We start from the raw sequence: 18,986 nt of genomic DNA, 5'->3' as shown, positions 1-18,986 counted from the left end.
CACTGCATGACTACGCATTTACCTCCCCACACAATCTCGGCGGGTCCAGAGGCCGGTTTGGCATCCCCCCATACCCCAACAGAATGCCCACTCTGCCGCGCACAGGGGGCCGCTTTTGCATTCAGCAAAAATGGCTACGACCTGTTCCGCTGCCCCGACTGTGATTTTCTGTTCGTGCATCCCTACCCGGATGCCGCCACACTCCGTGCGTTTTACGAAACGACGTATCGCGGTGCATCAGCCGATTTTTATCCCAAGGCTTCCAGCCGTCGCTGGCGTGCGTTGTGGCGGAGCCTCCAGTTCCTGCCTTATGTCTGGCGCAAGGATGTTCTGGATTTTGGGTGTGGCGGCGGCTTTATGGCCGAGGCATTCAGCAGGCTGGGTGCGCGCGCTGCGGGTCTGGACATCAGCCAGAACAGCATTGCCTACGCCAAGCGCCACTTCCCACAAGCCACATTCTACTGCGAAGATTCAACCACCTTCCGCCAGCGTGGCCTGACATTTGACTTTGTATTCAGCTCCGAGGTGCTGGAACATGTGGCCGGGCCAAACGAGTTTATGCAGACACTGGCCGCAATTACCCGCCCCAATGGCTTTGTCTATATTTCGGCCCCAGATATAGGGCACCCTGCCGTGCCACAGGACCTTCCCTCCTGGACGGATATTTGCCCGCCCGAACATTTACAGTTTTTCAACCACCGCAATCTCTGCCTGATTTTTGAACGCTACGGCTTTACCCTGCACAAAACCATGAAAAGCCGTACGCCAGCCCACTCGGTCATTTTCCGGCGCAAGAGTTCCTGACCCACACCATTACGGCTCGGCTCTGGCATTTGCCGCAAGAATAGCTCATGTAAAGTAAACCATGCAGCCATCCTTCCCCTCTGCCCACGAAGCCCCAGCCCTTGTTCCCCATCAGGGGCGGTTTTCGCTCCTGACAGAAGATGGCGAACTGCTCAGCCTGAGTGCCGCCGAGGTACGCGAGCGACTGCACTCTATGCCGTGCCCACTGGTGGTGCATGCCCCGGCACTGGCCCGCAAGCTGGACCTCCCCCCCACAGGCCAGCCCGCCCCCTGGCTGGACCTGCTGGAACTTTTTACATTCGTGTATCCCGCCCGCCCGGTGGCCCCCACTCCCCGCGGCCTTGCTCTGGCCCTTGGGCTGGACGAGCAGAATATTGACCGGGCAGAGGCAGACCTGCTGCCCAACCTTTTGTCCATCCTGCTGGGTGAGCTGGCACGGCAGGCCAGAAGCGGGCAGATTGAACTTCTGGCGGCCTTTACGGTCCGGCTGGGGCAGGCTGGCTGGATATGGACCGGCACTGTGGCGGAAACCATAGACCTGCACAGCCGGCTCACCAACAACGGCAGGCTGGCGGAAGAAGCCACCCAGCCCGCAGATGCCCTGCGCGTATGGCGGCACCTGCCCAAATGGGAGGAAAGCGCGCAACGCCCTCCCCCTGCCTCCCACCCCATCAGCCCGGCGGAAGCACGGGAGCGGCTGGTCAACATTCTGGGGAGCGATGCTGAGGTCCGGTCCGGGCAGGCAGATTTTGCCAGTGTCTCAACCGAGGCATTTGCCCCCCGCACCATGCGCGGCGACCCCGCCATTGTGCTGGCCGAAGCCGGAACAGGCACCGGCAAAACACTGGGCTACATAGCCCCGGCCAGCCTGTGGGCAGAGCGGAACGACGGTGCGGTGTGGCTCAGCACCTATACGCGCCACCTGCAACGCCAGATCGAGCAGGAAACAAAACGCCTCTACCCCGACCCCACAACACACCGCCAGAAGGTAGTGCTGCGCAAAGGGCGTGAAAACTACCTGTGCCTGCTGAACATGGAAGAAGCCGTCAACTCCGCGGCCTCCCGCCCCGCAGGCATTACCATTGCCCTGTGCATGCTCGCACGCTGGGCCTTGGCCACAGCAGACGGAGACCTGTTTGGCGGGGACCTACCCGGCTGGTTTGGGGACCTGTTCGGCCACGGCAACCTTGCCGGTGTCGCTGACCGCAGGGGGGAGTGCATCCACGGAGCCTGCGCGCATTATCAGCGCTGCTTTGTTGAACACTCCATACGCCGTGCGCACGATGCCGCACTGGTCATTGCCAACCATGCGCTGGTCATGACACAGGCCGCCTACGCTCAGGCGGGCATGAGTGATGATGACGAAGCAGGCGAACAGGGTAACATTCCCACACGCTATGTGTTTGATGAAGGCCACCATCTGGCCGATGCGGCAGACAGTGCTTTTTCCGCCGAGCTTTCGGGGCTGGAAACGGCCGAACTGCGGCGCTGGCTACTGGGAGCAGAAGGCCGACGCTCACGCGCAAGGGGGCTCAAGCGCAGGCTGGATGATCTGATTGTCGGCCATCCCAAGCTTGAAAACCCGCTGGATGCCGCCTTGCTGGCGGCCACGGCCCTGCCAGCACCAGGCTGGTCCACACGTCTGGCACCAGAGGCAGCAAACACACCCCCGCCCCCGGAGCCCATGGAACTGAATACCCTGTTCCCGCCCGAACCTCCGGCTGACCAGCCGATTATGGAAAACCCGACAGAAGCCTTTTTGCGCCTGTTGCGCCAGCAGGCCATGGCCCGTGCGGCCGAGGGGGGCAAACAGTCCATCCACACGGCCATGGAATGCGACCTGCACCCGCTTGTGCCCGACATGGCCGAGGCAGGCCAGCAACTGGCCCGCGCGCTCAGTCGGATTGTAGAGCCCCTGCGCACACTAAGCGAACGCCTGCAAGCCCGGCTGGAAGAAGATGCAGACACGCTGGACACCACAACCCGTGGCCGCATAGAGGCCATGACCCGCGCCCTGCGCCGCCGCGCCATATCCCGGCTGGATGCATGGATTACCATGCTAGCCGCACTGGACCAGCCGCCAGAGCCGGGCAGCACACCTGCGCATATCCACTTCATTCGCCTTGAACGGCGCGACAAGCAGCGCATGAACGAACAGGACGTAGGGCTTTACCGCCACTGGCTGGACCCGACCATTCCGTTTGCGGGCATTATGGCCATGCCCGCGCAAGGCATGCTCATGACCTCCGCCACCCTGCGTGACCAGCAAGGCGGTGGAACAGAGAGTGACGAGGCCGAAACCGCGTGGGAGGCAGCAGAAGCCCGCACCGGGGCCAATCATTTCCCCTCCCCTGCCCTGCGGGCCAGTCTGGCCAGTCCGTTTGATTATGCCCGCCAGACCCGCGCCTTTATTGTAACGGACGTGGACAATAGCAGCCTTGTGGACCTGTCTGCGGCGTTTCGTACCCTTTTCCAGTCCTCTGGCGGCGGCGGGCTTGGGCTGTTTACCGCCATCTCCCGCCTGCGCGGTGTGTATGACCGCATAGCCCCCACGCTGGAGGAAGAAGGCCTGCCCATTTACGCCCAGCATGTGGATGCCATGGACAACAACACGCTGGTTGATATTTTCCGGACCGAGGAACATGCCTGCCTGCTCGGCACGGATGCCATGCGGGATGGGGTGGACGTTCCGGGCAATGCCCTGCGTCTGGTTGTGTTTGAGCGCGTGCCTTGGCCCCGGCCAGATATTCTGCACCGTGAGCGGCGGATTCATTTGTCTGGTGGAGACCCAAAAGGATTTGATGACCGCATAGCCCGACTTAGGCTACGGCAGGCCTTTGGGCGGCTGATTCGCCGGCAGTCAGACCGTGGGGTGTTTGTCCTGCTGGACCGGCGCACACCCACAAGGCTTTTAAGCGCCTTCCCCAACGGGGTTGCCGTCGAGCGGTGTGGCCTTGCGCAAACGGCACGCCAGATCACCGCTTTTCTGGCGGAGCAGGCCGGACAAAACTGACCAGCCCGCCCCAGACCGCCTGATTAGAGCGGCTTAAGGTTGGTGGCCGCCTGCTTGCCGCGTTCCTCCACCATGTCGTAGGACAGTTTCTGTCCATCATTCAACGCGCGCAGACCGGCTGCCTGTACAGCGGTAATATGCACAAACACGTCTTTCCCTCCATCATCGGGGGCAATAAAACCAAACCCTTTGGTGGCGTTGAACCATTTAACGGTACCTGTCGACATGAGCGAAGTCATCCTTATTTCGGCCAGTTACTCCTCCTGCACACGACGTGCCGCGAGGAGAGATGACATTCTCCCCCACGACCGGGGGCGCTTGTCAATCACAATTCAACCCGCACCCCAATTCCTTTCGCCCGGACACCTTACGGATTGAGCGTACTTTTGAGGAAGGCAAGGCTGCGTTCCTGTGCCTGTACAAAGGCCTGCGCATTGTAAGATGCGCGCTCCTCACAGCCAAAACCGTGTTCTGCATCGTCATAAACATAAAGTTCAACGTTGGGCTGAGCAGCCCGGATGGCGGCTATGTCGGCATGGGGAATACTCGTATCCCGCTCACCAAAATGTAATTGCACGGGGCAGCGTGGAGTCTCCTCCCTATGGGCGGCTATGCCCCCGCCGTACCAGCTTACGGCCGCGGCAAAATCATCCGTGCCCGTTGCAGCATCCCACGCCAGAGTGCCACCCCAGCAATACCCGATCACCCCGACCTTGCGGGCCTTTAGCGCACGGGCTGCGGCCTGTACGTCCAGCAGGGTTTTGGCGGTGGGTATCTGCGCACGCAGGGCAAGGCCCTTCTGCACGCCATCTGTTGTGTATTCCAGTTCCACGCCACGTTCTGCCCGGTCAAACAACGCAGGGGCAATAACGTGAAAACCCGCCTGGGCAAACCGCTCGCATACCGTGCGGATGTGGTGGTTTACGCCAAAAATTTCCTGCAACACCACCAGAGCGTAGGGGTGTGTGCCGCGCTCGGTCTCCCACGCGCCAAACTGGTGGCCATCGGCGGCTTCCAATGTGCGTATCTGTCCCATGTTCAATCTCCTTGTCTGGAATGACGTTAAAACAAAAAGAAACTTTACCCCATTCCTTGACTCCCCTCTGGGGCGTACCTACTTTCTGCCTTGGCACTCCTGATGGTGGAGTGCTAACGCGACGCGGCGTTATGTTACGCGCGGTTCAAACGGGTGGCGCTGCTTTCTGACAAAGGGCGTCATCACAGCAAATGAATGTGGAGTGATCCATAATGACGAAGTTTCGTCCCTTACACGACCGGGTAGTTGTACGGCGCCTTGAAGGCGAACAGAAGACCGCCGGTGGCATCATCATCCCCGACACGGCCAAAGAAAAGCCTATGGAAGGCGAAGTGGTCGCTGTTGGCGCGGGTGCGCGCAACGAGCAGGGTCAGATTGTGGCGCTTGATGTCAAGGCCGGTGACCGCGTTCTGTTCGGCAAGTGGTCCGGCACGGAAGTGAAGATCGACGGCGAAGAGCTGCTGATCATGAAGGAAAGCGACATTCTGGGCATTGTTGCAGCCTGATCCGCACTGATCCGACCGTAAACTTACAAAAGATCTTCACAGGAGAAATTCAATGGCTGCCAAAGACGTAAAGTTTGGTGCAGACGCACGCCAGCGCATGCTGCGCGGTGTGGACATTCTGGCTGATGCCGTAAAGGTAACGCTGGGCCCCAAAGGCCGTAACGTTGTTCTGGACAAGAGCTTCGGCGCACCCCGCATCACCAAGGACGGCGTTTCCGTCGCCAAGGAAATCGAACTGGCTGACAAGTTCGAAAACATGGGTGCACAGATGCTGCGTGAAGTAGCATCCAAGACCAATGACGTTGCTGGTGACGGCACGACCACTGCAACCGTTCTGGCTCAGGCCATTGTGCGCGAAGGCCTGAAGGCCGTTGCCGCTGGCATGAACCCGATGGACCTCAAGCGCGGTGTGGACAAAGCCGTTGCCGTGGTTGTTGAAGAGCTGAAGAAGAACGCCAAAAAGGTTACCACCCCGGCGGAAACCGCTCAGGTCGGCACCATCTCTGCCAACGGTGAATCCGAAATCGGCAAGATGATCTCCGAAGCCATGCAGAAAGTTGGCTCCGAAGGCGTTATCACCGTTGAAGAAGCCAAGCACTTCCAGACCGAACTGGACGTGGTTGAAGGCATGCAGTTCGACCGTGGCTACATCTCTCCGTACTTCGTGACGAACCCGGAAAAGATGACGGCCGATCTGGAAAACCCCTACATCCTGATCCATGAAAAGAAGCTATCTTCTCTTCAGCCGATCCTGCCGCTGCTGGAATCCGTTGTTCAGTCCGGCCGTCCGCTGCTGATCATTGCGGAAGATGTTGATGGCGAAGCGCTGGCAACTCTGGTTGTCAACAAGCTGCGCGGTGGCCTCAAGATTGCTGCTGTCAAGGCTCCTGGCTTCGGTGACCGCCGCAAGGCCATGCTGGAAGACATCGCTATCCTGACCGGTGGTCAGGTTATCAGCGAAGACCTCGGCATCAAGCTCGAAACAGTTACGCTGAACATGCTTGGCACCGCCAAGAAGGTTCACATCGACAAAGAAAACACGACCATTGTTGACGGTGCTGGCAACGGCGACGACATCAAAGGCCGCGTCAAGCAGATCCGTGCGCAGATCGAGGAAACCTCCTCTGACTACGACCGTGAAAAGCTGCAGGAACGTCTGGCCAAACTGGCTGGCGGTGTTGCCGTGATCCGCGTTGGTGGCTCCACGGAAATCGAAGTGAAGGAACGCAAGGACCGCGTGGACGACGCCCTGCACGCAACCCGCGCAGCAGTTGAAGAAGGCATTGTTCCCGGTGGTGGTACGGCTCTGGCCCGCGCAACCAAGGCTCTTGCCAACCTGCACTACCACAACGACGACCAGCGCGTTGGTGGCAACATCATCCTCAGCGCCCTGCAGGCTCCCCTGCGCCAGATCGCCCTCAACGCGGGTGAAGATGGTGCGGTTGTCGCCAACAAGGTGCTCGAAAACGCTGACTACAACTTCGGGTTCGACGCACAGGCTGGCGAATACAAGAACCTGGTTGAAGCCGGTATTATTGACCCGGCCAAGGTTGTCCGTACCGCTCTGCAGGATGCAGCCTCTGTTGCTGGCCTGCTGATCACCACGGAAGCCATGGTTGCTGAACGCCCCGAAAAGAAGGCAGCCCCTGCTGGCGGTCCTGACATGGGCGGCATGGGTGGCATGGACTTCTAAGTTACCCAAACCGGTTTTTAAGGGTTTTGGAGGTACTGGCCCATCCAGTGCCTCCATTATCCCCCAGAACAGGTATAAGGGCGTGCAGACCATTATGGTTTGCACGCCTTTTTTATTTGAGCTGGCCGCAGCAGCGACCTCTTTTTTTGTGGCTTTTTTCAGCCATAAATCAGATTGTGAAACAATTCGGTATCAAACTGGATTGCCACCCCGGTCATTCCGGAATAGATACAATAAGATTAGGCCCATCGCTCCTTACACGAATCTGGCGAGCGTCAATGGCTGCGTATTTTAAGGAGAACGCATCATCATGTCAGCGCGACCCTTCCAAGCTGTCAATCCGGCGAGAGGTCCAGTTATTCGCAAGACCACGGCTGTTCTGTCGGCCTGTCTTGTAGCAGCCCTTGGCTGCTCCCAGGCTTATGCCGCAGACGCCCCCCCACCCATAGACACGGGGGATACGGCATGGATGCTCACCAGCACCGCACTGGTGCTTATGATGACCATCCCCGGTCTTGCCCTGTTCTATGCCGGCATGGTGCGTAAGAAAAACGTGCTGGCAACGCTCATGCAGTCCTTTGCCCTGTGTTGCATCATGTCCATTGTATGGATGGTCGCGGGGTATTCCCTCGCCTTTACAACCGGGTCTCCGTGGATTGGTGGCTTCTCCCGCGTGCTGCTCAACGGTATTGGCGCGCATATCCATAATGGTGCGGATGTTGGCTTTACACTGGGTGCGGATAGCCCCAACGCCACCACCATGACCATTCCTGAGAGCATCTTCATGATGTTCCAGATGACCTTTGCCATTATCACCCCCGCGCTGATCTCCGGCGCTTACGCAGAGCGCATGAAGTTCAGCGCCATGTGCGTGTTTTCCATCCTGTGGTCTCTGGTGGTGTATGCCCCCATTGCGCACTGGGTCTGGAGCCCGATCGGCTGGCTGGCTGGCCTTGGTACGGCTGACTTTGCAGGTGGCACGGTTGTCCATATCAACGCCGGTGTTGCCGGTCTGGTCTGCGCTCTGGTGCTTGGTCGCCGCAAGGGTTACGGGCAGGACGATCTTTCTCCCTTCAACCTGACCTACGCTGTCATTGGTGCTGCCCTGCTGTGGGTTGGCTGGTTCGGCTTTAACGCAGGTTCCGCTGTTGGTGCCAACGGCCGTGCAGGCATGGCCATGGCTGCAACCCAGATTGCCGCCGCTGGTGCTGGCGTATCGTGGATGCTGGCGGAGTGGCTGCGTTCGGGCAAACCGACTGTTCTGGGCGTAATCTCCGGTGCTGTTGGCGGTCTGGTTGCCATTACCCCCGCAGCTGGCTTTGTGCTGCCGGGCAGCGCACTGGTTATCGGCCTGATCACGGGTGTTGTCTGCTACTGGGGTGCAACGTCCCTCAAGCACATGATGGGGTATGACGACAGCCTGGATGCCTTTGGCGTGCATGGTGTGGGCGGCATTGTTGGTGCGTTGCTGACCGGTGTGCTGGCCTATGGCCCGCTTTCCGCAACCGATGCCAACCCCTCGGGTATTGTTGGCTCGCTGCACCAGCTTGTTGTGCAGAGCGAAGCGGTGCTGGTGACCATTGTCTGGTGTGCTTTTGCCTCCTTCATCATCCTCAAGGCCATTGATCTGGTCATGGGTCTGCGCGTCACCGCGGATCAGGAACTGGAAGGGCTGGATATGTCCCTGCATGGTGAGCGGATTAACAACTGATCCGTTAACCTCTCCGACTTTTGGGCAAAAAGCCTCCATGCTCTGGCATGGGGGCTTTTTTTATGGGTACAGGGCACACACCGACAGGCAAACCATGCTATGCCCCGCTTATGGCCATTCCGATCCTTCCCGCACTTTCCCTGCCTGAATCCGAACTGGAGGTCAGTTATATTCTGGCATCCGGCCCCGGTGGGCAGAACGTGAACAAGGTCGCAACAGCTGCGCAATTACGCTTTGATGCCGCACGCTCCCCTTCCCTCCCCGAGCGGATCCGTGTGCGGCTGCTGGAACTGGCTGGGACCCGCGCGACACGGGAGGGCGTTATTGTCATAACCGCCCGGCGCTTCAGAACACAGATACGCAACCGTGAGGATGCCATAGAACGGCTGGTAGCCCTGATCCGCGAGGCCGCCCACCGCCCTGCCTTCAGAGTTGCCACGCACCCGGGCCGGGCCGCACGCCAGCGCAGGCTGGACGGCAAAGCCCACCGCGCCAGCATAAAGCGCACCCGCTCTGCCCGGTTTGAGGACTAAACACGCACTCTGGTCGGGCAAGTACGCCAAACACGGGCTACCCAGCACCAGCACCAGCACCAGCACCAGCACATTTTGATATTAATTTTCTGCTACGCACAAAAAGCCTTAAGGCTTGCATTTCTTGCGCATGATTTTTCATGATACTGATGGAACGCTGGCAGCATGGGGCTGCCGCGCTATTATCCTCCTTGCATGAGGTCTATTCATGACTGTTGTAGCCCGCACCGGACTGGCCGCTTTGCTGCTTGGCTGTGCCACAGCCCTTTCCCTCCCCAGCGCCCACGCCATGACGGTGAAGGAGTGCCACGAGAAGTTCAAGGAGGCCAAAACCGCCAACACGCTCAAGGGCCAGTCCTTCAAGGAATTCAAGGCCAGTTCGTGCGATGTTGCCACCACTCCGGCAAGTGCCGCCCCCAAAGCCGCCACACCGGCAACACCTGCCAGTGCTGAAGCGCCCAAACCTGCCAAAAGCGTAGCCGCCACGGAAGTCGCCCCTTCCAACGCAACCCTGCCCAGCGCAGTTGCGCCGCAATACGCCAAGCTCAGCGCTGGCAAGGCCCGTATGCAGACCTGCCTTGACCAGTACAACGCCAATAAGGCCAGCAACGCCAATGGCGGGCTGAAGTGGATTGAGAAAGGCGGCGGCTATTACAGCGTCTGCAACAAACGCCTCAAGGGCGAATAACACTCTCCAAACCTCGTTCAGTGTTGGGGAAGAAATCCCCCCAACACTGACGGCGGCCTATAACAGCCTGCCCGATCAAAGCCCCTGATGATCAACGCGCCAGACCGGCGCTCTAGCGGGTACGCCCTGTTACGGGCATGACGTAGAGCATATGCGTGCGGTATGAAATCCATACCTTATGGGCAGCAAACCAGTCCGCCCCCAGCAGCATATCTACCGTGTCCTGCACCGGAGCAACTGTGAGCACGGGAGATTTTTCCTGCTCCTGTCCAATCTGCATCATGCCAAATTTATGCCAGTGGTAGGTTTGCTGGTGGCCGTCCACGCCGGTTGTCAGCCCGCCGGGGTCTGTAGCCAGCGTGTGCTGGCTTACGCCCATACGCTCCGCCGCCTGGGTTGAGACAATGCACGAGCGCGCCCCACTATCCACCAGCGCCTGCAGGGCATGGCCATCGAGTTCCACGCGGGCAATAACCCGCTCCCCCGCGTTCTGCAACGGAACTGCACGGTAGATGTAGCGCCACCCCTCCGGCCCGGAACAACCCGACGTGCTTGCGGACCAGAAAGAGAGCGTGCCCTGCGCTACATCAAACTCCACATCATAGCGTGAGAGCAGGTCCCCCCCCACCAGCCCTTCCACTGCGGGTTCCGTGCGCGGCACAGCAGGCAGCGCATCCACGGGGATGGAGACAGGGCCAAACTCCAGCCCGCCCATTTTAAAGGACCGCACCACCGCATTGGGCACAATACGCCCAGCCCCACCCGTGCCATGCACCATGGTATGCATGGAGCGGTCCAGTTGCGTATCAAACAAAGCGGCGGCCTCGGGCGAGAGCAGGCTCCCTTCCGAGCCTGTATCCACAATCATGCGTGCGGCGTGGCCGTTCAGGCTGACCGGACTATTCAAAAAACCCAGGTCATTGCGCAAGGCCACACGCGCCATCAGCTTATGGCAGGACTGGGCATTGGCGGCATGAGCCCCTGCCCCCATACCCACAACAACAGCCGCAGCGGTGGCACAGTACCGCCACCCCCGCGGGTTCTTCTGCCTGCCGTGCCGATGTGTCATGCCAGTTCCTGTGCAAAACGGTCCGTGGCGTTGAGCAGGGCGGTAAGAATACCGGGTTCAAACAGGGCGTGGCCTGCGGCATCGACCAGCTGAAAATCCGCCTCGGGCCATGCCCTGTGCAGGTCCCATGCCGTGCGCACCGGGGTTGCCATATCGTACCGCCCCTGCACGATCACGGTGGGAATATGGCGGATACGCGCCACATTGGCGATAAGCTGGCCTTCCTCAAGCCAGCCGCCGTGAACAAAGTAATGGTTTTCTATGCGTGAGAAAGCCAGTGCATAATCGGCCTCATCATGCTGGTGTTCCATTTCCGGGCAGGGGAGCAGGGTCAGGGTTCGCCCTTCCCACAGGCTCCACGCCCGCGCGGCGGCCAGCCGTTCCTCAACATTGTCCGAAATCAGGCGTTTACGGTAAGCGCCCATCATGTCTCCCCGCTCTTCGGGGGGGATGGGGGCTACAAAATCCTCCCATTTATCGGGGAACAGCCAGGATGCTCCTTCCTGATAATACCAGAGCAGTTCGGCCTTACGCAGGGTAAAAATGCCGCGCAGCATAAGAGCACTCACGCGCTCGGGGTGGGTCTGGGCGTAGGCCAGAGCCAGCGTGGACCCCCATGATCCGCCAAAAACAGCCCATTTTTCCAGCCCGAACAGGGTACGCAGGCGTTCAATATCGGCCACCAGATGCCATGTTGTATTGGCCTCAAGCGAGGCATGCGGGCGCGAGCGCCCACACCCGCGCTGGTCAAACAGCACAATGCGGTAGCAGGCTGGGTCAAACATCTGGCGTTGTGCTGCCGAACACCCACCACCGGGCCCACCATGCAGGAACACAACCGGAATACCATCGGGGTTACCACACTGCTCCCAGTAAACCTGATGCCCCTCCCCGGTATCCAGATACCCCTGCGCGTAGGGTTCTATTTCCGGCCACGGGGTGCGGTGTGCTGTGGTGATCATAACCCTCAACCTTCTTTTTTATGGGCGTTCTGCTCCATTTGCGCACGTGGATGCGCACGCGTCCAGACATCCAGCAACCGTGCCTCATCCGCCAGTGTGTAACGTTGTGTTGTGGACAGGCTGGCATGGCCCAGCAGTTCCTGAATAACGCGCAGGTCTGCCCCCCCTTCCATTAAATGGGTGGCAAAGGAATGGCGCAGGGCATGGGGGGTTACGTGCTCGGGCAACCCGTTGCTGACCCGCCATTCCCGCATGGCCTTCTGGGCAATCGCAGGTTGCAGGCGCCCCCCACGAACCCCGACAAATAACGGGCTGTCCGGCGCGGGGGCGGGGTGGCGTTTGCGCCATGCTTCCAGCGCCCTGCACACGGCAGGAAGCACGGGCACCAGCCGCTCCTTGCCCCCTTTGCCGTGAATACGCAGGACGCCACTGCCTTCCATGGTGTGCAGGTCAGCAATATTCAGGTTCAGCGCTTCAGAAATCCGTAGCCCACAGCCATATAGCAGCAGGAACAGGGTGGCGTTCCGCTGCTCCTCCATGGGGGTGTGGGCCATACTGGCAATATCATCCGGGGCGGCCAGTGCATCTTCGCGTGCCAGAGGGCGGGGCAGTGTTTTTTTGGTACGGGGCAGGCGTAACAGCGAGACAGCCGGATTCTCCACCCCTTCCCTGCGTGCCAGATATTTAAAAAATGACCGCAGGGCAGAAACCCGGCGTGCTCGGGTGCGGGCAGCCTGGTCTGGCGTACTCCGGCGCGCATGGGGGCGGCTGGCCTGCTCCTGCGCCTGTGCCACCTCGTGCGCAAGCCATGCCCGGAGGTCGCGCAGGGTTATGCTGGCAAGCCCGCTCATGGCCGGTGGCCCACCCAGATGTGCGGTCATAAAAGCCAGAAAACGGGCCAGATCCCCCCGATAGGCATCTATGGTCAAAAGGGAGGCCCGTTTTTCCACCGCCATCCATGCCAGAAATTTTTGCACCGCGTCTTCGGCCGTCATGCCCATGTGCCTCCTGCCTTCTGCTCCCTTCTATCCTACGTTCGGGCAAAAAGCCCAACAGACAACCCCTGTTCTTTGCGCTACTGCGCGCTTAAACATAAGGGCATGGCAGTGGCTCCTCCCCCTTCTTCTACGCATGCCTCCGGCGCGGACCAGCCCACAACGGGTGGGCTACGCGTGCCTGTCCTGCTGCCCATGCCGTTTACTGGCCCGTTTGACTACAAAGCCCCTGCCAGCATGGCGCTCAAGCCGGGCGATATTGTGAGCGTACCCTTGGGCAACCGCCGCCAGACCGGCGTGGTCTGGGACACACACACCACCCTGCCACCGGACCTTGCCCACCCCACGCCCGCCAAAACAGTGGCGGATAACCGCCTGCGTGCCGTGGCCGAACGGCTGGAGCTTCCCCCACTTAATGCCGAACTCCGCCGGTTTGTGGACTGGGTGGCCGCCTATACGCTCTCCCCCCCCGGCATGGTACTGGCCATGACCCTGCGCCTGCACATGAAAGGGGCCACGCCTGCCCCCGCCATGGGCTGGATCGCTCCCCCCACCCCACCGGAAGAACTGCGCATAACCCCCGCACGGCAGAAGGTGCTGGCCCTTATGGCGGATGGCCGCCCCCGCACCACAACCGATATTGCCAGTGCGGCAGAGGTCAATGCTGGTGTGGTCAAAGGGCTGGCAGATGCAGGAGCACTCCGCCCGGTCCTGCTTGAACCTGCCAGCCCCTTTGCCCAGCCCGACCCGCTGCACCACCCGCCTGTGCTGGAAGGAGCGCAAAAAGAAGCCGCTACAGCCCTGCGCCACAGCGTGCAGGACAAAAAATTTTCCGTAACCTTGCTTGAAGGGGTAACAGGCTCGGGCAAAACCGAAATCTACCTCGAAGCCATAGCCGCCTGTCTGGAACAGGGGCAGCAGGCCCTTGTGCTCCTGCCCGAAATTGCCTTGTCTGCCCAGTGGATGGACCGGTTTACCCGCCGCTTTGGCGTGCGCCCCGCTGTCTGGCACTCCGAAATCGGGCAGAAGGCCCGCCGCCAGACCTGGCTGGGAACGGCCGATGGGTCCGCCACGGTGGTTGTGGGCGCGCGCTCGGCGCTGTTCCTGCCTTTTTGCAACCTCGGCCTGATTATTGTGGATGAAGAGCACGAATCTCTGTTCAAGCAGGAAGAAGGCGTAATCTACAACGCGCGGGACATGGCGGTGGTGCGTGCAAGGCTGGCGGGGTTTGCCGCTGTGGTGGTGTCCGCCACCCCCAGCCTGGAAACTCTGGCCAATGCACACGCCGGGCGCTACCAGCGCCTTGTGCTGCCCACCCGCCACGGCGGCGCATCCCTGCCGCAAACCCACCTGCTGGACATGCGGGAGGCCCCGCCTGAACGCGGGCTGTTCCTCTCCCCCAGACTGGTGGAAGACATCGCTGCCACATTAGGGCGGGAGGAACAGGCTATGCTGTTCCTTAACCGCCGGGGGTACGCCCCCCTTACGCTGTGCCGCACCTGTGGCCACCGCATGGAATGCCCGCACTGCACCGCATGGCTGGTGGAACACCGCAACCGGCAGGTGCTTAGCTGCCACTACTGCGACCATACGGAACCCATGCCCCCCGTATGCCCGAACTGCAAAACCGAACACAGCCTGACCGCCATTGGTCCGGGGATTGAGCGCATAACCGAGGAGGCGCGCCAGAGCTTCCCCGATGCGCGTATTCTTGTCATGTCGAGCGATACGCTTGGGGGGCCTGCCGCCACCGCAGAAGCAGTTGCCAAAATTGCCCGCCGTGAAGTGGACCTGATTATTGGCACCCAGATTGTGGCCAAGGGCTGGCACTTCCCCCATCTGACACTGGTTGGCATTGTGGATGCCGATCTGGGGCTTGGGGGGGCGGACCTGCGGGCCGGGGAACGCACGATCCAGCTTTTGCATCAGGTTGCAGGCCGCGCGGGCCGTGCGAGCGCACCGGGGCGCGTGGTGCTGCAAAGCTACACGCCCGAACATCCGGTTATGCAGGCCCTGCTTTCGGGCGATTTTGACCAGTTCATGGAGCAGGAGGCCGAACAGCGCCGCCCCGGCTTCTGGCCGCCTTATGGGCGGCTGGCAGCGTTGATCATCAGCGCGGACACACCTCAGGCGGCGGATGATGCCGCAGCCCGCTTTGGCCGCACCGCCCCGTATGGGGAGGGTATTCAGGTACTGGGGCCAGCTCCGGCCCCGCTTGCCATCCTGCGCGGGCGGCACCGCCGCCGGTTGCTGCTCCGCACATGGCGCAGCATTGCGGTGCAACCTATTCTGCACCGCTGGCTGGGGCTGGTTCCACTGGACAGGCACGCGCGCGTTGAGGTGGATATAGACCCCGTCTCGTTCCTGTAACGGTCACCAGCCCCGGCTGAGGCTTAGTCGTTGGCGGGTTTGGCTGTGCTGGTCAGCACGGTGGAAATGGTTTCCCGCATGACCATAACGCGCACGTTAGGTGCGATTTCCACTTCCACTTCGTTCGACTCTTCCTTGGTGCGCTGCACAACACCAATAACACCACCGGCTGTTACAATCCGGTCACCACGGCGCAGGGCCTTGAGCTCGGATTTAAGCTGCTTTTGGCGCTGCTGCTGGGGGCGGATGAGCAGAAAATACATGATGGCAAAAACAGCCACGAACGGCAAAAAGGACATAATGCCCGAAGCACCGCCAGAGCCTCCGGCTGTCTGGGCGTAAGCAGCGGGGATAAGAAAATTGGACATAAGGGTACAGACCTTCAACAATGGCTGGTTGCGAAAACAGAAGAAGTGACCATAATTTTCAATCCTCCCGCGTCAAGCTCCCATGCTGACGAAAGACCGCCAGAAAGACCTTTAATAAGGAATAAAAGCCGATGGACCAGACCCTGCTGCCAGCATTGGACCGTATTGCCGCGGCTCTGGAGCGCCTTTCCCCTCCCCCCGCAACGCTGGAAGGGGTGGATACGGCGGATGCTTTTGTCTGGCTGCCAGAACGCGGGCGGCTGCTGCCCATCCCCCATGTGGCCCATGTCCGCGTGAACCTGTTGCAGGGCATAGACCTGCAACGGCGCATTCTGCTGGAAAACACGCGCCATTTTGCCCACGGCCTGCCCGCCAACAACGCCATGCTGTGGGGGGCGCGCGGTATGGGCAAGTCCTCGCTGGTCAAGGGGGCGCATGCGCTGGTCAACCAGCTGGACGGCAAACCCTGCACGCCGGGCAAGGGGCTGGTAGCACTCATAGAAATCCAGCGTGAGGACCTGACAAGCCTGCCCCTGCTGCTCAGCCTGCTGCGTGAGAACCATCGCCGCTTCATTCTGTTCTGTGATGACCTGTCGTTTGAAAAAGAAGACCGGGATTACAAGGCCCTCAAATCCGTGCTGGATGGCGGCATTGCCGGGCGGCCGGAGAATGTTCTGTTCTACGCCACATCCAACCGCCGCCACCTGATGCCGCGCGACATGATAGAAAACGAGCGCTCAACCGCCATCAATCCCTCCGAAGCCACGGAAGAAAAAGTCTCCCTCTCCGACCGGTTTGGCCTGTGGCTTGGCTTCCATGCCTGCGAGCAGGATACCTATACCGATATGGTCCAGACCTATGCTCAGGCGCGCAACCTGCCCATTTCCGCCGATGTGCTGCTGGCCCGCGCCAATGAATGGGCCATTACCCGTGGCAGCCGCTCGGGCCGTGTGGCATACCAGTTCATAGAGGCCCTGACAGCCGAACTGGCGGCGCATTAATTTGCGCAACCGGCCCCAATGGTCTTGCATCCAACATGGGTATGAGTTGAGATAGCGTTCGCAAATGGCGGCATCGGCCCGATGCCGTGGGGGTTCCCCTGATTCGAGGCGACATGAACCAGACAGTACCGCCCAATTCTGATGATACGTCCTTTGGGGCCGAAACACGCCCGAACACAACGGACATACGCAGGGTACGCTCCAACCCGGACTACTGGTACCCGGTTGCATGGTCGCGCGAACTCAAACCCGGAAAAACCATAGGCACGCGTTACGCTGGCCAGCCCATAGCATTGGTGCGCCCGGTGGACGGCCCCATTTTTGCGCTGGAAGACCGCTGCGCCCACCGGCAGGTGCCGCTCAGCAAAGGGGTTGTTGCGGGCAGTTCAGTCAAATGCTGCTACCACGGCTGGGCCTATGGCCGCTCCGGCCGGTGCATTGACGTACCTTATCTGGGCAAGGGCAAGCTGCCCAACGGGGTACGTACCTACCCCTGCCGCGAACAGAACGGCATGATCTTTGTTTTTCCCGGCGACCCGGAAAAAGCCGATAGCGTGCCCTTGGCTCCGCAGTTGGCAAGGGCGGATAGCCCCGCCTACAAAACCCGCTATTTTGGCCGCACCGTTGGCTGCCACTACAGCTTCATGCATGAAAACCTGATGGATATGAACCACCAGTTCATGCACTCCAAACAGATGGGCCAGATGAAGCCCCGCTTTTTGGGCCAGAAGCGCGAGCCCGGTCTGGTGGAAGCCCGCTACAGCTTTGCGCGCACAGGGGGCAAACAGCCCTTTGGCGAAGCCCTGATTTTTGGCGAGCGGCGTGACGTGTCGGAAAAATTCCAGCACCGGGATGTCATGACCATCCGCACGGAATACCCCTACCAGACCCTGCGCATCCAGACCGGGGATGAAGACCCGGTAATGGACCTGTGGATTGTGTACACCCCCCAGAGTGCTGATGAACTGACCAACCGGACCTTTGGCCTGCTCTCGGTCAAACGTCCCAAAATCCCCGGTATTCTGGATATGGCATGGCCGTTGCTTGTTGCGTTTACCGAGCGGATTTTTGCCGAAGACCGCGAGATTGTTGAACTAGAGCAGAACGCATGGCGCGAACTGGGCGGGGACCACAATGTGGAGGTCTTCCCCGTAATTAACGCGCTCCGGGCTTTGCTAGTTGAATGTGGCATTCCCCCTGCCAGCGAGTCTCATGCCTGATACCGGACCACTGTTACTGGATGCGGGTCCATGCCGCCTGCGTCCGCTCCACCCTGATGATGCAACAACCCTGCACCACCTGGTCAATGACTGGGAGGTGGTGCGTATGCTCAGCCGCCTGCCCTTCCCCTACCCCCGGGATCTGGCGGATAGCTGGATCGCCTCCACCTGCCAGATGCAGGCCAGTGGCGAAGGCTATCATTTTGCCATAACCGCACCCGACGGGGCTTTTATGGGCTGCATTGGGGTGCGCATTCACACCATGCCGCAGGTGGGGCGTGTGGGTATTCTGGGCTACTGGGTTGGCCGCCCCTACTGGGGGCAGGGCATTGCCACCCATGCCGCCACCCGCATGACGCGTTGGGCACTGGCGCATCTGGATATTACCGCCCTGCGCGCAACGGCAGCACAGGATAACCCTGCCTCCATCCGCGTTCTTGAACACGCAGGCTTCCGCCATTGTGGCACTGACCGGCAGATGTTTACCGCCCGTGGTACGGAACTGCCTGTTGCCATGATGGAAGCCAACCGGACTGATCTGGACATGAGCACAGCCCCCACCACCACACAGCGCAAGCTGGTGCTGGTTTCCGCCGCCGCGCTAATAGATGCACAGGGCCGTATTCTGCTCGCCCGCAGGCCGGAGGGCAAAAGCATGGCCGGTCTATGGGAGTTCCCCGGCGGCAAGGTGGAAGCGGGAGAAACACCAGAGGCCGCTCTTGTGCGCGAACTGCACGAGGAACTGGGGCTGGATATGTCGCGCGCATGCCTGGCACCCTTTACATTTGCTTCCCACGCCTACCCCGGCTTTGACCTGCTGATGCCGCTGTATATCTGCCGCCGCTGGCATGGCACCCCCACCGCACGTGAGGGGCAGAAACTGGCGTGGGTAGCCCCGGCTGATCTGCGCAGCTACGCCATGCCTGAGGCCGATCTGCCGTTTATTCCCCTGCTGCAAGCCCTGCTCTAGCCGAAACCACAGCTCTGATTTGTGGAATGCAGCAGGAAAACGCTAAA

Annotated in this window: 17 protein-coding genes; 11 read left to right on the top strand and 6 right to left on the bottom strand. The window is 60.4% G+C overall.

Features of this window, described 5'->3' with window-relative positions:
* Positions 1–6 precede the first annotated feature (6 nt).
* Both LKE65_RS07885 and LKE65_RS07880 read left to right on the top strand, forming a co-directional pair.
* Positions 7–804 carry a class I SAM-dependent methyltransferase gene (locus LKE65_RS07885; protein WP_278740916.1) on the top strand — a complete coding sequence of 266 codons (798 nt, stop codon included), beginning with the start codon at positions 7–9 and terminating at the stop codon, positions 802–804.
* 61 nt (positions 805–865) lie between these two features.
* Positions 866–3,817, top strand: coding sequence for an ATP-dependent DNA helicase (locus LKE65_RS07880; RefSeq protein ID WP_278740914.1), 2,952 nt, complete (start codon positions 866–868; stop codon positions 3,815–3,817).
* 23 nt (positions 3,818–3,840) lie between these two features.
* Here LKE65_RS07880 and LKE65_RS07875 read toward each other — a convergent pair whose 3' ends face one another.
* Positions 3,841–4,044 carry a cold-shock protein gene (locus LKE65_RS07875; RefSeq protein WP_025827469.1) on the bottom strand — a complete coding sequence of 68 codons (204 nt, stop codon included), beginning with the start codon at positions 4,042–4,044 and terminating at the stop codon, positions 3,841–3,843.
* A 140-nt stretch (positions 4,045–4,184) separates the two neighbouring features.
* Positions 4,185–4,853, bottom strand: a complete 669-nt coding sequence (locus LKE65_RS07870; RefSeq protein ID WP_278740911.1) for a dienelactone hydrolase family protein — start codon at positions 4,851–4,853, stop codon at positions 4,185–4,187.
* Positions 4,854–5,065: 212 nt separating this feature from the next.
* Between LKE65_RS07870 and groES the strand changes: the two genes are divergently transcribed.
* From groES to LKE65_RS07845, 5 genes are all read left to right on the top strand, one after another.
* A complete protein-coding gene (groES, locus tag LKE65_RS07865; RefSeq protein WP_086645528.1) occupies positions 5,066–5,359 on the top strand; it encodes a co-chaperone GroES in 294 nt (97 codons plus the stop codon).
* A 52-nt stretch (positions 5,360–5,411) separates the two neighbouring features.
* On the top strand, positions 5,412–7,052 hold the full coding sequence (gene groL / locus LKE65_RS07860) for a chaperonin GroEL (protein WP_086645529.1): 1,641 nt from the start codon (positions 5,412–5,414) through the stop codon (positions 7,050–7,052).
* Between the two features lie 310 nt (positions 7,053–7,362).
* A complete protein-coding gene (locus tag LKE65_RS07855; protein ID WP_143296442.1) occupies positions 7,363–8,763 on the top strand; it encodes an ammonium transporter in 1,401 nt (466 codons plus the stop codon).
* Positions 8,764–8,873: 110 nt separating this feature from the next.
* On the top strand, positions 8,874–9,296 hold the full coding sequence (gene arfB, locus LKE65_RS07850) for an alternative ribosome rescue aminoacyl-tRNA hydrolase ArfB (protein ID WP_278741811.1): 423 nt from the start codon (positions 8,874–8,876) through the stop codon (positions 9,294–9,296).
* Positions 9,297–9,504: 208 nt separating this feature from the next.
* A complete protein-coding gene (locus tag LKE65_RS07845) occupies positions 9,505–9,984 on the top strand; it encodes a hypothetical protein (RefSeq protein ID WP_086645530.1) in 480 nt (159 codons plus the stop codon).
* Positions 9,985–10,096: 112 nt separating this feature from the next.
* On the opposite strand, the gene LKE65_RS07840 is transcribed toward LKE65_RS07845, so the two are convergent.
* The 3 genes from LKE65_RS07840 to LKE65_RS07830 are packed head-to-tail and all read right to left on the bottom strand — an operon-like array spanning position 10,097 to position 13,010.
* Complete coding sequence (locus tag LKE65_RS07840) at positions 10,097–11,053, bottom strand: retroviral-like aspartic protease family protein (RefSeq protein ID WP_278740910.1); 957 nt, start codon at positions 11,051–11,053, stop codon at positions 10,097–10,099.
* Positions 11,050–12,015, bottom strand: coding sequence for a prolyl aminopeptidase (pip, locus tag LKE65_RS07835; RefSeq protein WP_278740909.1), 966 nt, complete (start codon positions 12,013–12,015; stop codon positions 11,050–11,052). The genes LKE65_RS07840 and pip overlap by 4 nt, the downstream gene beginning before the upstream one ends.
* Before the next feature lie 5 nt (positions 12,016–12,020).
* Positions 12,021–13,010 carry a tyrosine recombinase XerC gene (locus tag LKE65_RS07830; protein WP_278740908.1) on the bottom strand — a complete coding sequence of 330 codons (990 nt, stop codon included), beginning with the start codon at positions 13,008–13,010 and terminating at the stop codon, positions 12,021–12,023.
* Between the two features lie 105 nt (positions 13,011–13,115).
* On the opposite strand from LKE65_RS07830, the gene LKE65_RS07825 reads away from it, so the two are divergent.
* Complete coding sequence (locus LKE65_RS07825; protein ID WP_278740907.1) at positions 13,116–15,380, top strand: primosomal protein N'; 2,265 nt, start codon at positions 13,116–13,118, stop codon at positions 15,378–15,380.
* A 23-nt stretch (positions 15,381–15,403) separates the two neighbouring features.
* On the opposite strand, the gene yajC is transcribed toward LKE65_RS07825, so the two are convergent.
* A complete protein-coding gene (yajC, locus tag LKE65_RS07820) occupies positions 15,404–15,748 on the bottom strand; it encodes a preprotein translocase subunit YajC (protein WP_086645534.1) in 345 nt (114 codons plus the stop codon).
* 131 nt (positions 15,749–15,879) lie between these two features.
* Here yajC and LKE65_RS07815 point away from each other — a divergent pair, with 131 nt between their 5' ends.
* The 3 genes from LKE65_RS07815 (at position 15,880) to mutT (ending at position 18,939) form a co-directional block, all read left to right on the top strand.
* A complete protein-coding gene (locus LKE65_RS07815) occupies positions 15,880–16,749 on the top strand; it encodes an ATP-binding protein (protein ID WP_278740906.1) in 870 nt (289 codons plus the stop codon).
* 113 nt (positions 16,750–16,862) lie between these two features.
* Positions 16,863–17,969 carry an aromatic ring-hydroxylating oxygenase subunit alpha gene (locus LKE65_RS07810; RefSeq protein WP_179290153.1) on the top strand — a complete coding sequence of 369 codons (1,107 nt, stop codon included), beginning with the start codon at positions 16,863–16,865 and terminating at the stop codon, positions 17,967–17,969.
* On the top strand, positions 17,962–18,939 hold the full coding sequence (mutT, locus tag LKE65_RS07805; RefSeq protein WP_086645536.1) for an 8-oxo-dGTP diphosphatase MutT: 978 nt from the start codon (positions 17,962–17,964) through the stop codon (positions 18,937–18,939). Before LKE65_RS07810 ends, mutT begins: the two co-directional genes overlap by 8 nt.
* Positions 18,940–18,986: the final 47 nt, after the last annotated feature.

The organism is Acetobacter fabarum (assembly GCF_022483405.1).
In the GTDB taxonomy this organism is placed as follows: Bacteria; Pseudomonadota; Alphaproteobacteria; order Acetobacterales; family Acetobacteraceae; genus Acetobacter; species Acetobacter fabarum.
The sequence above is the reverse complement of the archived record's forward strand: the minus strand, read 5'-3'. Positions and strand labels throughout refer to the sequence as shown.

What these genes read in the sequence shown, in the direction of transcription:
- LKE65_RS07885 (WP_278740916.1), top strand. Translation starts at nt 7, where the DNA reads ATGACTACGCATTTACCTCCCCACACAATCTCGGCGGGTCCAGAGGCC.
- LKE65_RS07880 (WP_278740914.1), top strand. Translation starts at nt 866, where the DNA reads ATGCAGCCATCCTTCCCCTCTGCCCACGAAGCCCCAGCCCTTGTTCCC.
- LKE65_RS07875 (WP_025827469.1), bottom strand. Translation starts at nt 4,044, where the DNA reads ATGTCGACAGGTACCGTTAAATGGTTCAACGCCACCAAAGGGTTTGGT.
- LKE65_RS07870 (WP_278740911.1), bottom strand. Translation starts at nt 4,853, where the DNA reads ATGGGACAGATACGCACATTGGAAGCCGCCGATGGCCACCAGTTTGGC.
- groES (WP_086645528.1), top strand. Translation starts at nt 5,066, where the DNA reads ATGACGAAGTTTCGTCCCTTACACGACCGGGTAGTTGTACGGCGCCTT.
- groL (WP_086645529.1), top strand. Translation starts at nt 5,412, where the DNA reads ATGGCTGCCAAAGACGTAAAGTTTGGTGCAGACGCACGCCAGCGCATG.
- LKE65_RS07855 (WP_143296442.1), top strand. Translation starts at nt 7,363, where the DNA reads ATGTCAGCGCGACCCTTCCAAGCTGTCAATCCGGCGAGAGGTCCAGTT.
- arfB (WP_278741811.1), top strand. Translation starts at nt 8,874, where the DNA reads ATGGCCATTCCGATCCTTCCCGCACTTTCCCTGCCTGAATCCGAACTG.
- LKE65_RS07845 (WP_086645530.1), top strand. Translation starts at nt 9,505, where the DNA reads ATGACTGTTGTAGCCCGCACCGGACTGGCCGCTTTGCTGCTTGGCTGT.
- LKE65_RS07840 (WP_278740910.1), bottom strand. Translation starts at nt 11,053, where the DNA reads ATGACACATCGGCACGGCAGGCAGAAGAACCCGCGGGGGTGGCGGTAC.
- pip (WP_278740909.1), bottom strand. Translation starts at nt 12,015, where the DNA reads ATGATCACCACAGCACACCGCACCCCGTGGCCGGAAATAGAACCCTAC.
- LKE65_RS07830 (WP_278740908.1), bottom strand. Translation starts at nt 13,010, where the DNA reads ATGACGGCCGAAGACGCGGTGCAAAAATTTCTGGCATGGATGGCGGTG.
- LKE65_RS07825 (WP_278740907.1), top strand. Translation starts at nt 13,116, where the DNA reads ATGGCAGTGGCTCCTCCCCCTTCTTCTACGCATGCCTCCGGCGCGGAC.
- yajC (WP_086645534.1), bottom strand. Translation starts at nt 15,748, where the DNA reads ATGTCCAATTTTCTTATCCCCGCTGCTTACGCCCAGACAGCCGGAGGC.
- LKE65_RS07815 (WP_278740906.1), top strand. Translation starts at nt 15,880, where the DNA reads ATGGACCAGACCCTGCTGCCAGCATTGGACCGTATTGCCGCGGCTCTG.
- LKE65_RS07810 (WP_179290153.1), top strand. Translation starts at nt 16,863, where the DNA reads ATGAACCAGACAGTACCGCCCAATTCTGATGATACGTCCTTTGGGGCC.
- mutT (WP_086645536.1), top strand. Translation starts at nt 17,962, where the DNA reads ATGCCTGATACCGGACCACTGTTACTGGATGCGGGTCCATGCCGCCTG.